The following is a 12,342-nucleotide window of genomic DNA, read 5'->3' as shown; positions in this document are numbered from 1 at the left end:
AAGGCCACGACCTTCGGCGCAGCCGCCGTCGCAGCCGCGGACTCCGGCCCCTCCGGTCCCCCGCACGGGAGGTCCACGCCCCGGGCCCGCACGGGGGGCCTCCACGCACGGGTCGTTCCGTACGTAATACCCTCACTTCATGCTTGACGCCCTGACGGTCGCGGTCGCCGTGTCCGCGCTCGCCCTCGCCGCCTGGTGCGGATTCGCCGCTCTGCGGGACCAGCCGACGAAGGACTGGCACTTCATCGGGATGGCCGTCGTCTGCGCACTGGCGCTGGCGCAGCTGGTCGTCGGGATCGTTCAGCTGGCCCGGGGTGAGCGGCCGGAGCAGGGGATGACCGTCTTCATCGCCTATCTGATCGGCGCCTTCGCCGCCGTGCCCGCGGCCGGATTCCTGTCGCTGACCGAGCGGACCCGCTGGGGCTCGGTGACGGTGGCGGCGGGGGCGGTCGTGCTGGCCGTCCTCGAAGTACGGCTCTACGACATCTGGGGAAGCTGACCGTGACCGACACCGAGCGCACCACCGAGGCTCCCCGCAAGCAGCCGTTCGAGCTCGGTACCGGGCCGGGGCGGGTACTGGTCTGGTTCTACGGGGTGTTCACCGTGGCCGCCGCCTCCCGGTCGGTCGTCCAGATGATCCTGGACTTCGACAGGGCACCGCTGGCCTACGTGCTGTCGGCCGCCGCCGCCGTCGTGTACGGCTTCATCACGTACTCGCTGGTACGCGGCGGGGAAAAGGCACGCAGGGCGGCGCTGGTGTGCTGCGCCGCCGAGCTCGTGGGCGTGCTCGTCGTCGGTACGTGGACGATGGTGGAGCCCTCGGCCTTCCCTGACGCCACCGTCTGGTCGGACTTCGGTACGGGCTACCTGCTCATCCCGGTGATCCTGCCGGTCACCGGGATGATCTGGCTGCGACGCGCGAAGAGCGCGTAACCACCCGCGTACGGCGCCCTGTCAGGCGCTCACCACGTAGGCCGGTGCGGCGGCGTCCTTCTCCAGCAGGATCATCCGGACGCCGTCCTGTCCGGTGGCGTCGCCCACGCGCGCGTACCCCTCCCTGCGGTACAGCCGCAGGTTGCCCTCGCTCCGGTGACCCGTGTGGATCCGGAATCGGGTGGCCGCGCGGCCGTCCGTGAGACCGGATTCCGCGGCGCGCAGCAGACGGGCGCCGAGGCCGTGTCCCTGGAGCCGGGGGTGGACGCAGAGCTTGCCGATCCGTCCCGTGCCGTCCGGGTCGGTGAAACCGTGTACGGAACCGACCACTTCGTCGCCGAGCCTGGCCACGAACACCAGGTCCGCGCCGAGTTCCGCGCGGACCGAGTCGAGAGTCTGCACGAGCGGGTCGATCCGGTAGTTGCCGTAGAGCTCCGCCTCGCTCTGGAAACAGAGGTATCGGAGTTTGAATATCTGCTCGGCGTCCTGTGTGTCCGCCGCCGAGATGGTCACGCTCATGCCCATGTGCGCATGCCTCCCGCTCACCTGATCCGCCGGTTGTCTACCGCTCCTTTCCCCGCAGTTCAGGAGCTACAACCTCCGCCGCGAGCATTCTGCGCAGACATCCAAGGCATCGGGAACGCATCGGACCCAAACTCCCCTGTGACATACCCAACCTTCCTGCGATTTCCCGGTAGGTCGGATCGGCGGGGGACAGCATCGCGTCCAGCAGCCGCGCGCACGGGTGGGGAAGACGTTCCACCGCCGTGCGCAACACCCGCCGGGTGTCGGCGCCGACGGCCGCGCGCTCCGGGCAGCCGTAGGATCCGGCGGGCTCCGCGCTGCCGTACGGGTGCTCGTGACGGGCCGTTCGCCGGGTCCGGCGTGCCTCCGCGCGTACGGCGTCGCGTACCCATCGGGCCGCGTCGGCGGGTGGGCCCTGTGCGTCGTTTCGTTCGAAGAGCCGGAGCCAGACGGCCTGTTCGAGGTCGGCGGGGTCGGCCGACGCGGCCTGGGCCTCTGCCCTCGCCTCGGCCCGGATCAGCGGGAGCAGCGCGCGTACGACGGCCGGACCGGCCGGGGGCGGGGCATGATCGACACGTGTCATGCCCCACCCGACGTGCCGGAGCGGCGGCCGGTTGCCCGGGGTGCGCGGTGCCACCCGACCGGGGGCCGCCCGGCCGGGTGCTGACGCCGGCCCGGGCGCCGGGTCCGCTGCGCGGATCAGTCCCGGGCGAAGTCGGCCGCGGCGAGCAGCGCGGTGTCCGGGTTGTCGGAGAAGACGCCGTCGATGCCCGCCTCGAAGTAGGCCTGGAGCGCGCCGAACGCGTCTCCGTACGCGCTGGGGTCGGTGCCCCGGCGGAACTCGGCGGGCAGGAAGCTGTTCTCGTTGCGCATCGTGTACGGGTGCAGGATCAGGTCCTGCCGGTGCGCGTCCCGTACGAGGGTGGTCGGCGTGGTGAGCCGTCCCGCTCCGTCCTTGGGGATGATCAGGTCCAGCGTGGGGCCGATGCCCTGCGCGAAGGAGGCCATCCACCTGAGGCCGGTGGGCTGGACGAGGTCGGCGACGGTACGGGGGTCGCCCGCTTCCACGAAGTCCCAGGGGCGCGTCGTGGCGCCCGAGAGCAGGACGACGCGGGGGGTGGCGACGAGCTTCGCCAACCGCTGCATCGAGCTCGGCTCGAAGGACTGGAGGATGAGCGGGGAGTTCGCGCGGTGCCTGCCGTGGCGCCGCAGCAGCCTGGCGAGGGGCTCCTCCAGGCCGAGACCGAGGGACCGGAAGTACGTGGGGTGCTTGGTCTCGACGTACAGCCAGACCGGCGCGCCGCGCCTGCGTCCTTCCTGCTCGGCCCAGCGCAGGACCTCCTCGAACGTGGGGACGGACCAGCGGCCGTCGTAGAGGGTGTTCTCCTGGCGGGTGCCGGGGATGCGCTCCTTGGCGCGCAGCGTCTTCAGCTCGGCGAGGGTGAAGTCCTCGGTGAACCAGCCGGTGAGGGAGGTGCCGTCGATCCTCTTGGTCGCCTTGCGGCTCGCGAACTCGGGGTGCTCGGCGACGTCCGTGGTGCCCGTGATGTCGTTCTCGTGGCGGCAGACGAGGTGGCCGTCCTTCGTCGGCACGAGGTCCTGCTCGATGATGTGCGCGCCCATGTCCAGAGCCAGCTGGTAGGCGCCGAGGGTGTGCTCGGGCCGGTAGCCGCTGGCCCCGCGGTGGCCGATGACGGTGGGTACGGGCAGCTCGCGGTAGCCGCCGCGGCCCGTGCCCTGCCCGTTGCCGCCCCGCTCGGTGGCGGCGGCCGTCCCGGTCAGGCCGAGGGCTGCCGTGCCGAGCACCGCGGCCCCCAGAAGAGTCCGCCTGCCGGGGCTCGTGTGCGCACGCTCTGTCATGAATGCTCCTTGCTGTGATGTCCGGCACCTGGTCGAGCGAGCCCCGATCGTAGGCAGCTACGCCATCCGAGGGGCAGCCTCTGGACGAACGTGGCGGAAACACACGTCAACACTGCGTATCCGTTTCATGAACCCGATGTGCGATCAGCGAGTACCCGCGAGTATCGTCCTCACCTGCACGGACCTTCATTCGCCCCCGCCCCGGCCGCCCGGCCACGACACCGGAGGAACCGTTGTCCCGTCTCACGGTCATCAAGGCAGTGCTCGGACCGATCCTGCGCCTGATGTTCCGGCCACAGGTGGAAGGCGCCAAGAACATCCCCGGGACCGGTCCGGTGATCCTCGCGGGCAACCACCTCACGTTCATCGACTCGATGATCATGCCGATCTGCTGCGGCCGGCCGGTGTTCTACATCGGCAAGGACGAGTACGTCACGGGCAAGGGCCTCAAGGGCAAGCTGATGGCCTGGTTCTTCACCGGCTGCGGCATGATCCCGGTGGACCGGGACGGCGGTCGCGGCGGTGTCGCGGCGCTGATGACGGGCCGCCGGGTGCTGGACGAGGGCCACGCCTTCGCGATCTACCCGGAGGGCACCCGCTCCCCCGACGGCCGTCTCTACCGGGGCCGTACGGGCATCGCGCGACTGACGCTGATGACGGGTGCTCCCGTCGTCCCGTTCGCGATGATCGGCACCGACAAGCTGCAGCCGGGCGGCGCCGGGCTGCCCCGGCCGGGCAAGGTCACCGTGCGCTTCGGCGAGCCGATGGAGTTCTCGCGCTACGAGGGCATGGACCGCGACCGCTATGTGCTGCGTGCGGTGACGGACTCGGTGATGGCCGAGGTGATGCGACTGTCCGGCCAGGAGTACGTCGACATGTACGCCACGAAGGCCAAGGCCGCGTGAACTGACCCGCTCCGCCTCGTACGTACGGGAAGGGCCCGTACCCCCAGCCTCCGGGGGTACGGGCCCTTCCACGTGCGCGCGGCGCCGCGTCCTGGCCGCCGGCGCCCTACGGGTGCTCGATGCCGTCCTCCAGCTTCTGGCCCCGCAGCAGGAACCAGGCGGCCGCGGCCGTCGCCAGCAGGACGGCGGCGCCGATGCCCGCGGCGAGCCGCAGCCCCTCGACGAACGCCTCCTGCGCAGCCGCCACCAGGGGCCCCGCCTGTGCGGCGGGAAGGCCGGAGGCCGCTTCGACGGCGCCGCCCAGCGATTCGTGGGCGGCGGCGGCCGTCCCCGGCTCGACGCCCGCCGGGGTTTCGAAGCCCTGGTAGACCCCTGTGACGATGGAGCCGAGCAGGGCGATACCGAGGGCGGCGCCGAGTTCGTACGCCGTCTCGGAGACCGCGGACGCGGAGCCCGCCTGCTCCTTGGGAACGCTGGAGAGGATGACGTCGGCGGTGACGGTGAAGGCGAATCCGGCGCCGACTCCCACGACCAGCAGCATCGCGCCGAGCATCGGGTAGCCGGTGTCCTTGCTCAGCAGGGTCACCGATGCGAGTGCCAGCCCGACGGCGGCGAGTCCGCCGGTCACCACGGACCGTACGGAATAGCGGCGGGCCACCACACCGGCCATGAGCCCCGCGACCACCGCGCCGATGGCGGCGGGCAGTTCGGCGAGCCCGGCCTCCAGCGGGCCCCGGCCCTGGACGAGTTGCAGGAACTGGGAGAGGAAGAAGACCAGCCCGGCCAGGCCGAGAATGGTCAGCAGGTCGGCCAGTACCGCGCCCGAGAAGCCCCGGTGGTGGAAGAGCCGCATGTCCAGCAGCGGTGCCGGGAGCTTCAGCTGCCTGCGGACGAACCAGGCGAGCGCCCCCGCCCCGATGACGGCCGAGGCCGCCACCTCCCAGCTCCCGCCGTGGGCGGCCAGCTCCTTGATGGCGTACACGATGCCGATCATGCCGATGAGCGAGAGCCCGACGCTGACGAGGTCCCAGGGGCCCGGTGCCGGGTTCTTGGATTCGGGGATCAGCTTGATGCCGACGACGACGAGCACGGCCATCACCGGCAGGTTGATCAGGAAGACCGAGCCCCACCAGAAGTGTTCGAGCAGGAAGCCGCCCATGACGGGGCCGACGGCCGCGCCCGCGGAGGCCATCGCACCCCAGACGCCGATGGCGAGGCTGCGCTCGCGCGGGTCGTGGAAGAGGTTGCGGATCAGGGCGAGCGTGGACGGCATCAGGGTGGCGCCCGCGACACCGAGCAGCGCCCGGGCCACGATCATCATCTCGGGGCTGGTGGCGTACGCGTTGAGCACCGAGACCGCGCCGAAGGCGACGGCGCCCGTCAGAAGGAGCTTCTTGCGGCCGATGCGGTCGCCGAGGCTGCCCATGGAGACGAGCAGTCCGGCGATGACGAAGGAGTAGACGTCGCCGATCCAGAGCAGCTGGGTGCCGGTCGGTGCGAGGTCCTCGCTGAGGAACGGGGTCGCCAGTCCGAGGACGGTGGCGTCGACGGCCACCAGCAGCACGGCGAGGACGAGGACCGCCAGGGCGATCCAGCGCCCCGGCCGACGGACGATGTCCGTGGCGTGCGGTGTCTGGGCGATGCTGGTCATTGCTCCACGCTCCGGCGTGCTCCGCCGATCAACAACTCGATGATCATGTATTGGAAGTCCTTGGGAGCGACCCTGCCGACCTGTACGGCCCAGGCGCCGGTGCCGATGAGCCCGTAGAGGGCCTCGGTCAGCCAGGCGGGCGTGAGGTCGATGCGGAACTCGCCGCGCTCCTGGCCGCGCCGGAAGAAGGCGGCGACCCGGGCGTCGAGCCGGTTCCAGCCCTCGTTCATCTCGTCGCCCTCGAAGAGCTGGTTCTCGGTGACGAGGAAGGAGAGCAGCCCGGCGCTGGGTTCGACGGCGGCCATGAAGCGGCGCAGGCCGTCCTCGGAGGCGCCCTCGTCCAGCGCGGCGGCGTCCAGGGCCGCCTCGAACTCCTGGATGCCCAGGTTCTCCAGCGCTTTGACCAGGGCGTCCCGCCCGGCGAAGTGCCGGTGCAGCGTGGCGCGGCCGATGCCGGCGGCCTTGGCGACCTCGTCCATGGTGGCGGTGGATTTGCGGGTCAGCAGTGCGGCAGCGCTGCGCAGCACCTGCTCACGGTCCAGAGTCATGAGACAACTATACCCCACATGAGACAACAACGTCTCAACGTGGTCGGCCGATCGCCGCAGCCGACGGCTGCGGGCACCATGGGCCGATGAAGCCGCTGTTGCTGATCGACATCGACGGTCCGCTCAACCCGTATCTGGCGCTGTCCCGGCCCGGTACGCCGGACGGGTATCACATGCACCTCATGCGGCCGTCCGGGTGGACCGAGGGCCCCGCGCTGCCGGTCCTGCTCAGTCCCGGGCACGGCGGCGCGCTGCTGGCCCTCGCCGAACGGTACGAGCTGGCCTGGGCCTCGACGTGGATGGCCGAGGCCAACGAGTGGATCGCCCCGCCGCTCGGGCTGCCCCCGCTGCCGTACATCGAATGGCCCACTCTCCTGGGCAGCGCACCCGACGGCGTGTACTGGAAGACGCGTCATGTCGTGGACTACGCGGCCGGGCGGCCGTTCGCCTGGATCGACGACGAGATCACCGAGCGGGACCGGACGTGGGTGGCGGCCCACCACCCGAGCCGGTGGATGCTGCGGCGGATCGACCCCTGGACCGGTCTGGAAGAGGCCGACTTCGACGCGCTCGCCGCGTGGGCCGGGGACTGAGCCCGCGGCCCATCGCGGCGGGTCACGGCCTCCGCCGTGGGGCTCGTCCGACGGACCTGGCGGGCAGGACTGACGGGCTCGCCGACCGCGCGCTCAGCTCCAGGGCAGCGAGGCGCGGTGGCGCCAGTAGGCCTCGGGCTCCTCGACCAGTGCCTCGAGCCGGGCCCGCCGCTCCTCGTCGAGGTCGAGGACGGCTGCGTGGAGGTTCCCGGCGAGCTGGGCGACCGTCGCCGCGCCGGAGAGGACCACACCGGCCCACGGCTGGTGCAGGATCAGCGCGAGGGCGACGGCGTCGCTGTCGAGACCCTCCTCCGCGGCGATCTCCCGGACGACGGCGGGGGCGTCGGTGCCCGCGAGCCGGCCGTTGGCCATGCCCTCCTTGACGATCACCGTGAGCCCTGCGTCGTGGGCCTCGGCGAGCGCGGCCCCCGCGGAGGTCTCCAGCGCGTTGTAGGTGGCCTGGACGGTGCGGAAGAGAGGTGCGCCGTCGACGGTGACGGCGAGCGCGGCGCGGATGGCGTCGGCCTGGCCGGGCCCGCTGGTGGAGAGTCCGACGGTGACGCCCTCCGCGGCGTGCTCGGCGAGGCGCGCGTGCAGTTCCTTGTCGGTGAGGGCCGGGCTGTCGGCGGTCACCGAGTGGATCTGATAGAGGTCGAGCCGGTCCCCCAGAAGTGCTCGGGTCTCGGCGCGCTGGCGCTCGTACGTGGCGAGGCCGTGGTCCTTGGTCTCGTGCTCCTCGGCGTCCACGCGCCAGCCGGCGGTGTAGGTGTAGCCCCACTTGCTGCCGATGACGACGTCGGTGATCCCGGGGCGGGCCGTCAGCCAGTCGGCGAGGAACTCCTCGGAGCGGCCGTACGAGCGGGCGGCGTCGAAATAGCGGACGCCCTGGGCGTAGGCGGCGTCGAGGAGTTCGTGGGTGCGGGCCCGCAGTGCCTCGACACTGCGCTCCCCGGGGAGGTCCCGGTCACGGTGGAGGTTGATGTAGCCCGGTCTGGCTACGGCGGCCAGGCCCAAACCGATGTGGGCGGTCGGGGTCGTGGCGGTGGCCAGCCTGGCGAAGGGCATCGCGGACTCCTCGTGGGTCGGGTCGGTACGTCGTCCCGTCCAACGTAGCCCGCGACGCCGTTCCTACACCTGCTGACGGCCGGTCGCCCAGGCGTGCTGTCCCGCGAGGTCGGCCTTCACCTCGGCGAGCTGGACCGCGACGGCGGACGGGGCCGTACCACCGCGGCCGTCACGGGATGCGAGGGCGCCCTTCACGTCGAGCACGGTCCGGACCTCCGGGGTGAGGTGCTCGGAGATCTTCGCGAACTGCTCGTCCGTGAGCTGGTCCAGCTCGATGCCGTGACGCTCGCACTCCTTGACGCACTCCCCCGCGACCTCGTGCGCGACACGGAACGGCACGCCCTGCTTGACCAGCCACTCGGCGATGTCGGTGGCGAGCGAGAAGCCGGCCGGAGCCAGCTCCTCCATGCGCTCACGGTTGACGGTGAGCGTCGCCATCATGCCGGTGAAGGCGGGGAGCAGGACTTCGAGCTGGTCGCAGGAGTCGAAGACCGGCTCCTTGTCCTCCTGGAGGTCGCGGTTGTACGCGAGCGGGAGGGCCTTCAGCGTGGCCATCAGGCCCGTCAGGTTGCCGATGAGACGTCCGGACTTGCCGCGCGCCAGCTCGGCGATGTCCGGGTTCTTCTTCTGCGGCATGATCGAGGAGCCGGTGGAGAAGGCGTCGTGGAGGGTGACGAAGGAGAACTCCTTCGTGTTCCAGATGATGATCTCCTCCGCGATCCGGGAGAGGTTGATCCCGATCATCGCGGTGATGAAGGCGAACTCGGCCACGAAGTCGCGGGAGGCCGTGCCGTCGATCGAGTTGGCGACGGAGCCGCGTTCGAAACCGAGGTCGGCCGCGACCGCCTCCGGGTCGAGGCCCAGGGACGAGCCGGCCAGCGCACCGGAACCGTAAGGCGAGACGGCGGTCCGCTCGTCCCACTGCCGCAGCCGCTCGGCGTCCCGGGACAGGGACTGCACATGGGCGAGGACGTGATGGGCGAAGAGGACGGGCTGGGCGTGCTGGAGGTGCGTGCGGCCGGGCATGGCCACGTGCGGGTGGGCCTCCGCGAGACCGACCAGGGCGTCCTGGAGCCCGGCGACGAGGCCGCCGATGATCCGGGCGTGGTCGCGCAGGTACATGCGGAAGAGCGTGGCGACCTGGTCGTTGCGGGAGCGGCCGGCGCGCAGCTTGCCGCCGAGGTCCGGGCCCAGGCGCTCCAGGAGTCCGCGCTCCAGCGCGGTGTGGACGTCCTCGTCGGCGATCGTGCCGGTGAACGAGCCGTCGGCCACGTCGGCTTCGAGCTGGTCGAGGCCGCTCTGCATCCGCGTCAGCTCGTCGGCGCTGAGCAGGCCCGCCTTGTTCAGGACGCGTGCGTGAGCACGGGAGCCGGCGATGTCGTACGGCGCGAGCCGCCAGTCGAAGTGGACGGAGGCGGACAGCTTGGCCAGCGCCTCTGCCGGGCCGTCGGCGAAGCGGGCGCCCCAGAGGCGTACGTCGCTGGTGTTGCTGCTCACGGTTGCTCCTTGCTGTGCGGAGGGGCGGGGCGGGGATGCGTTCCCCGCCCCGCCCCTTCCCGTAACTGGGGGTTCCGCCTCCGGACCCCCGCTCCTGAGACGCCGGAGGGCTGGGAATCGGGCCGGACGGGCGTCAGGCTACGCCTGGAGATCGCGCCGGGCTGCGATCTTCGAGGAGAGTCCGAAGATCTCGATGAAGCCCTGCGCCTTGGACTGGTCGAACGTGTCGCCCGAGTCGTAGGTGGCGAGGTTGAAGTCGTAGAGCGACTCCTCGGACCGCCGGCCGCTGACGACCGCGCGACCGCCGTGCAGGGTCATCCGGATGTCTCCGGTGACGTGCTGGTTGGCCTCGTTGATGAAGCCGTCCAGGGCGCGCTTGAGGGGGGAGAACCACAGGCCGTCGTAGACCATCTCGCCCCAGCGCTGCTCGACCTGCCGCTTGTAACGGGCCAGCTCGCGCTCGACGGTGACGTTCTCCAGCTCCTGGTGCGCGGTGATCAGCGCGATCGCGCCGGGGGCCTCGTACACCTCGCGGGACTTGATGCCCACGAGCCGGTCCTCGACCATGTCGATCCGGCCGACGCCCTGGGCTCCGGCGCGCTCGTTGAGCTGCTGGATCGCCTGGAGCACGGTGACGGGCCTGCCGTCGATGGCCACCGGGACGCCCTCCTTGAAGGAGATGACGACCTCGTCGGCCTCGCGCGGGGTGGCCGGGTTCTGCGTGTACTCGTAGATGTCCTCGATCGGCCCGTTCCAGATGTCCTCCAGGAACCCCGTCTCGACGGCGCGCCCGAAGACGTTCTGGTCGATGGAGTACGGGGACTTCTTGGTGGTCGCGATCGGGAGGTTCTTCTCCTCGCAGAAGGCGATCGCCTTGTCGCGGGTCATCGCGTAGTCACGCACCGGGGCGATGCACTTCAGGTCGGGACCGAGCGCGGAGATGCCGGCCTCGAAGCGGACCTGGTCGTTGCCCTTGCCGGTGCAGCCGTGGGCGACGATGCCGGCGCCGTGCTTCCGGGCGGCGGCGACGAGGTGCTTGACGATCGTAGGCCGGGAGAGCGCCGAGACCAGCGGGTAGCGGTCCATGTAGAGGGCGTTGGCCTTGATCGCCGGGAGGCAGTACTCGTCGGCGAACTCGTCCTTGGCGTCCGCGACCTCGGCTTCGACGGCGCCGCAGGCGAGCGCGCGCTTGCGGATGACGTCCAGGTCCTCGCCGCCCTGGCCGACGTCCACGGCGACGGCGATGACCTCGGCGCCCGTCTCCTCGGCGATCCAGCCGATGGCGACGGAGGTGTCCAGGCCGCCCGAGTAGGCGAGTACGACGCGCTCGGTCACGGGTTTCTCCTTACGATGCAATCACTGATGGGTATAACTATGCAATCCTCCGTATGGTTTGTCAAAGCTGCAGTTCAGGTCAGGGGAAGGAGCGCGGCGTGCGGAAATGACGGGGACTCCCGGGCGCGGAGGCCTCTACGATCGACGCCTGACGAGGGGGGCGCGCGGTGTACTACGAGTACGAGTACGACTACGACGGCGGGGCAGCGACACGGCTGGCGTGGGGCGTGCCGCTGCACAAGGCACTGGACCCCGCGTCGGCCGAGGCCTGGGTGGCACTCGACGTGGCTGCGCGGACGCTGCCCTGGGCGTCCCGGACGCAATTGCGGGCGAGGCCGCCGGTACGCCGCGACGAGCCGTTCCTCTCCGGGCAGGACCCGTATCCCAGGAGCGTCCCCCTTTCACCTCCCCCGCTCGCGCTGCTCCTGTGCCACCCCGACGGACGGGCCCGCGAAGCGGCACTGGAGGTGGCGGGTGACGCTCCCGGGCTGCGCCCGCTTCTGGTGCTGCGGTGCGCCGACTGGGCGGGCCCGGTGCGCGAGCGCGCCCGGACCCTGCTCGCCGAGGTGCCAGGCCCGGAGCTCGTGCGGCTGGCCGAGCTGATCCTCCGGCTGAGCCGACGTGCGCAGGGCGGCTTCGCGCACGCGCTGCTGGAGAGCGGTCTGCGCGAGGGCCCGGCGGGCGACGTCGAGGCGCTGCTGGCTCACCCGGACCGCGCGACGCGCCGGCTGGCCCACCGGATCGCGGTCGGCCGGCGGCTGCTGTCGCCCATGAGGCTGGCCGCCATCGCCACCACCGAGGGAGATGTCACCCTCCAGGACCTCTGCGCGGAGGCGGCCCTCGCGGGTCTGCGGGACGGGGCCGAGCCCGGCGTTCTCGACCGGCTGCTGACGGCCCGCGCGCCCCGTGTGCGGTCGGCGGGCGTCACCGCACTGCGCGCGGCCGGGCGGCACCGGGAAGCGGAGTCCTACCTCGCCGACCGCTCCGCCGTCGTAAGGGCCTGCGCCCGCTATGTCCTGCGTCAGGCCGGCGTCGATCCGCTCCCCCTCTACCGGGCCCTGTGTTCCGATCCGTCCGCGCGTCCGGGCGCTGCCGCCGGACTCGGCGAATGCGGTGCGCGGGAGGACGCCGACACCCTGTGGGTGCTGACCGGGCATCCGCTCCCGGCCGTACGCGTCCAGTCGGTCGCCGGCCTGCGCGCACTCGACGCGGTGTCGTACGAGAGGATGCGTCCGCTCCTCGACGACCCCGTGCCCGCCGTGATCCGGGCCGCGACGCTCGCACTGCTCCCGGACGCCGACCGGTTCGACGAGCACTGGCTGCGCACGCGCCTGGCTCCGGAACTGCCGCGCGCGGCGCAGGTGGCGGCGCAGCGGCTGCTGCGGGAACGTGTCCGGCGCGGGGGACGTCCCGCAGGATGAAATGCGCCC

The 12,342-nt window shown here is 71.5% G+C and carries 13 protein-coding genes; 5 read left to right on the top strand and 8 right to left on the bottom strand.

Annotation, left to right across the window (positions count from 1 at the left end):
• Positions 1 to 139: 139 nt before the first annotated feature.
• Positions 140 to 499: a hypothetical protein gene (locus F0344_RS30620; RefSeq protein WP_185301856.1), complete on the top strand. Its 360-nt coding sequence runs from the start codon at positions 140 to 142 to the stop codon at positions 497 to 499.
• A 2-nt stretch (positions 500 to 501) separates the two neighbouring features.
• Complete coding sequence (locus F0344_RS30615; RefSeq protein ID WP_185301855.1) at positions 502 to 933, top strand: hypothetical protein; 432 nt, start codon at positions 502 to 504, stop codon at positions 931 to 933.
• 21 nt (positions 934 to 954) lie between these two features.
• Here the strand turns inward: F0344_RS30615 and F0344_RS30610 are convergent, their stop codons facing one another.
• The 3 genes from F0344_RS30610 to F0344_RS30600 all read right to left on the bottom strand — a co-directional run bounded on the left by F0344_RS30610 (position 955) and on the right by F0344_RS30600 (position 3,318).
• On the bottom strand, positions 955 to 1,458 hold the full coding sequence (locus F0344_RS30610) for a GNAT family N-acetyltransferase (protein WP_185301854.1): 504 nt from the start codon (positions 1,456 to 1,458) through the stop codon (positions 955 to 957).
• A gap of 37 nt (positions 1,459 to 1,495) precedes the next feature.
• Positions 1,496 to 2,041 carry an RNA polymerase sigma factor gene (locus F0344_RS30605; protein ID WP_185301853.1) on the bottom strand — a complete coding sequence of 182 codons (546 nt, stop codon included), beginning with the start codon at positions 2,039 to 2,041 and terminating at the stop codon, positions 1,496 to 1,498.
• Between the two features lie 116 nt (positions 2,042 to 2,157).
• The gene (locus F0344_RS30600; RefSeq protein ID WP_185301852.1) at positions 2,158 to 3,318 is read right to left on the bottom strand and encodes a glycerophosphodiester phosphodiesterase; all 1,161 of its coding nucleotides are present in this window, start codon (positions 3,316 to 3,318) and stop codon (positions 2,158 to 2,160) included.
• Positions 3,319 to 3,551: 233 nt separating this feature from the next.
• Between F0344_RS30600 and F0344_RS30595 the strand changes: the two genes are divergently transcribed.
• A complete protein-coding gene (locus tag F0344_RS30595) occupies positions 3,552 to 4,223 on the top strand; it encodes a lysophospholipid acyltransferase family protein (protein WP_173311456.1) in 672 nt (223 codons plus the stop codon).
• 106 nt (positions 4,224 to 4,329) lie between these two features.
• On the opposite strand, the gene F0344_RS30590 is transcribed toward F0344_RS30595, so the two are convergent.
• Both F0344_RS30590 and F0344_RS30585 read right to left on the bottom strand, forming a co-directional pair.
• Complete coding sequence (locus F0344_RS30590; RefSeq protein ID WP_185301851.1) at positions 4,330 to 5,874, bottom strand: MFS transporter; 1,545 nt, start codon at positions 5,872 to 5,874, stop codon at positions 4,330 to 4,332.
• The gene (locus tag F0344_RS30585) at positions 5,871 to 6,422 is read right to left on the bottom strand and encodes a TetR/AcrR family transcriptional regulator (RefSeq protein ID WP_185301850.1); all 552 of its coding nucleotides are present in this window, start codon (positions 6,420 to 6,422) and stop codon (positions 5,871 to 5,873) included. Before F0344_RS30585 ends, F0344_RS30590 begins: the two co-directional genes overlap by 4 nt.
• 86 nt (positions 6,423 to 6,508) lie before the next feature.
• On the opposite strand from F0344_RS30585, the gene F0344_RS30580 reads away from it, so the two are divergent.
• Complete coding sequence (locus tag F0344_RS30580) at positions 6,509 to 7,015, top strand: hypothetical protein (RefSeq protein ID WP_185301849.1); 507 nt, start codon at positions 6,509 to 6,511, stop codon at positions 7,013 to 7,015.
• A gap of 93 nt (positions 7,016 to 7,108) precedes the next feature.
• On the opposite strand, the gene F0344_RS30575 is transcribed toward F0344_RS30580, so the two are convergent.
• The 3 genes from F0344_RS30575 to F0344_RS30565 all read right to left on the bottom strand — a co-directional run bounded on the left by F0344_RS30575 (position 7,109) and on the right by F0344_RS30565 (position 10,912).
• Entirely contained in the window at positions 7,109 to 8,080 is a 972-nt protein-coding gene (locus tag F0344_RS30575; RefSeq protein WP_185301848.1) for an aldo/keto reductase, read from the bottom strand.
• A 63-nt stretch (positions 8,081 to 8,143) separates the two neighbouring features.
• Positions 8,144 to 9,577: an argininosuccinate lyase gene (gene argH / locus F0344_RS30570; protein WP_185301847.1), complete on the bottom strand. Its 1,434-nt coding sequence runs from the start codon at positions 9,575 to 9,577 to the stop codon at positions 8,144 to 8,146.
• A 138-nt stretch (positions 9,578 to 9,715) separates the two neighbouring features.
• On the bottom strand, positions 9,716 to 10,912 hold the full coding sequence (locus F0344_RS30565; protein ID WP_185301846.1) for an argininosuccinate synthase: 1,197 nt from the start codon (positions 10,910 to 10,912) through the stop codon (positions 9,716 to 9,718).
• 167 nt (positions 10,913 to 11,079) lie between these two features.
• On the opposite strand from F0344_RS30565, the gene F0344_RS30560 reads away from it, so the two are divergent.
• Positions 11,080 to 12,333: a hypothetical protein gene (locus F0344_RS30560; protein WP_185301845.1), complete on the top strand. Its 1,254-nt coding sequence runs from the start codon at positions 11,080 to 11,082 to the stop codon at positions 12,331 to 12,333.
• Positions 12,334 to 12,342 lie beyond the last annotated feature (9 nt).

The sequence above is a fragment of the Streptomyces finlayi genome, assembly GCF_014216315.1.
GTDB lineage: Bacteria > Actinomycetota > Actinomycetes > Streptomycetales > Streptomycetaceae > Streptomyces > Streptomyces finlayi_A.
Note: the sequence above shows the minus strand (reverse complement) of the source record. Positions and strands in the feature narration are given on the sequence as shown.

Excerpts from the sequence above, each read along its gene's own strand:
- F0344_RS30590 (WP_185301851.1), bottom strand. The coding sequence starts at position 5,874 with ATGACCAGCATCGCCCAGACACCGCACGCCACGGACATCGTCCGTCGG.
- F0344_RS30580 (WP_185301849.1), top strand. The coding sequence starts at position 6,509 with ATGAAGCCGCTGTTGCTGATCGACATCGACGGTCCGCTCAACCCGTAT.
- F0344_RS30620 (WP_185301856.1), top strand. The coding sequence starts at position 140 with ATGCTTGACGCCCTGACGGTCGCGGTCGCCGTGTCCGCGCTCGCCCTC.
- F0344_RS30600 (WP_185301852.1), bottom strand. The coding sequence starts at position 3,318 with ATGACAGAGCGTGCGCACACGAGCCCCGGCAGGCGGACTCTTCTGGGG.
- F0344_RS30575 (WP_185301848.1), bottom strand. The coding sequence starts at position 8,080 with ATGCCCTTCGCCAGGCTGGCCACCGCCACGACCCCGACCGCCCACATC.
- F0344_RS30610 (WP_185301854.1), bottom strand. The coding sequence starts at position 1,458 with ATGGGCATGAGCGTGACCATCTCGGCGGCGGACACACAGGACGCCGAG.
- F0344_RS30585 (WP_185301850.1), bottom strand. The coding sequence starts at position 6,422 with ATGACTCTGGACCGTGAGCAGGTGCTGCGCAGCGCTGCCGCACTGCTG.
- F0344_RS30605 (WP_185301853.1), bottom strand. The coding sequence starts at position 2,041 with ATGACACGTGTCGATCATGCCCCGCCCCCGGCCGGTCCGGCCGTCGTA.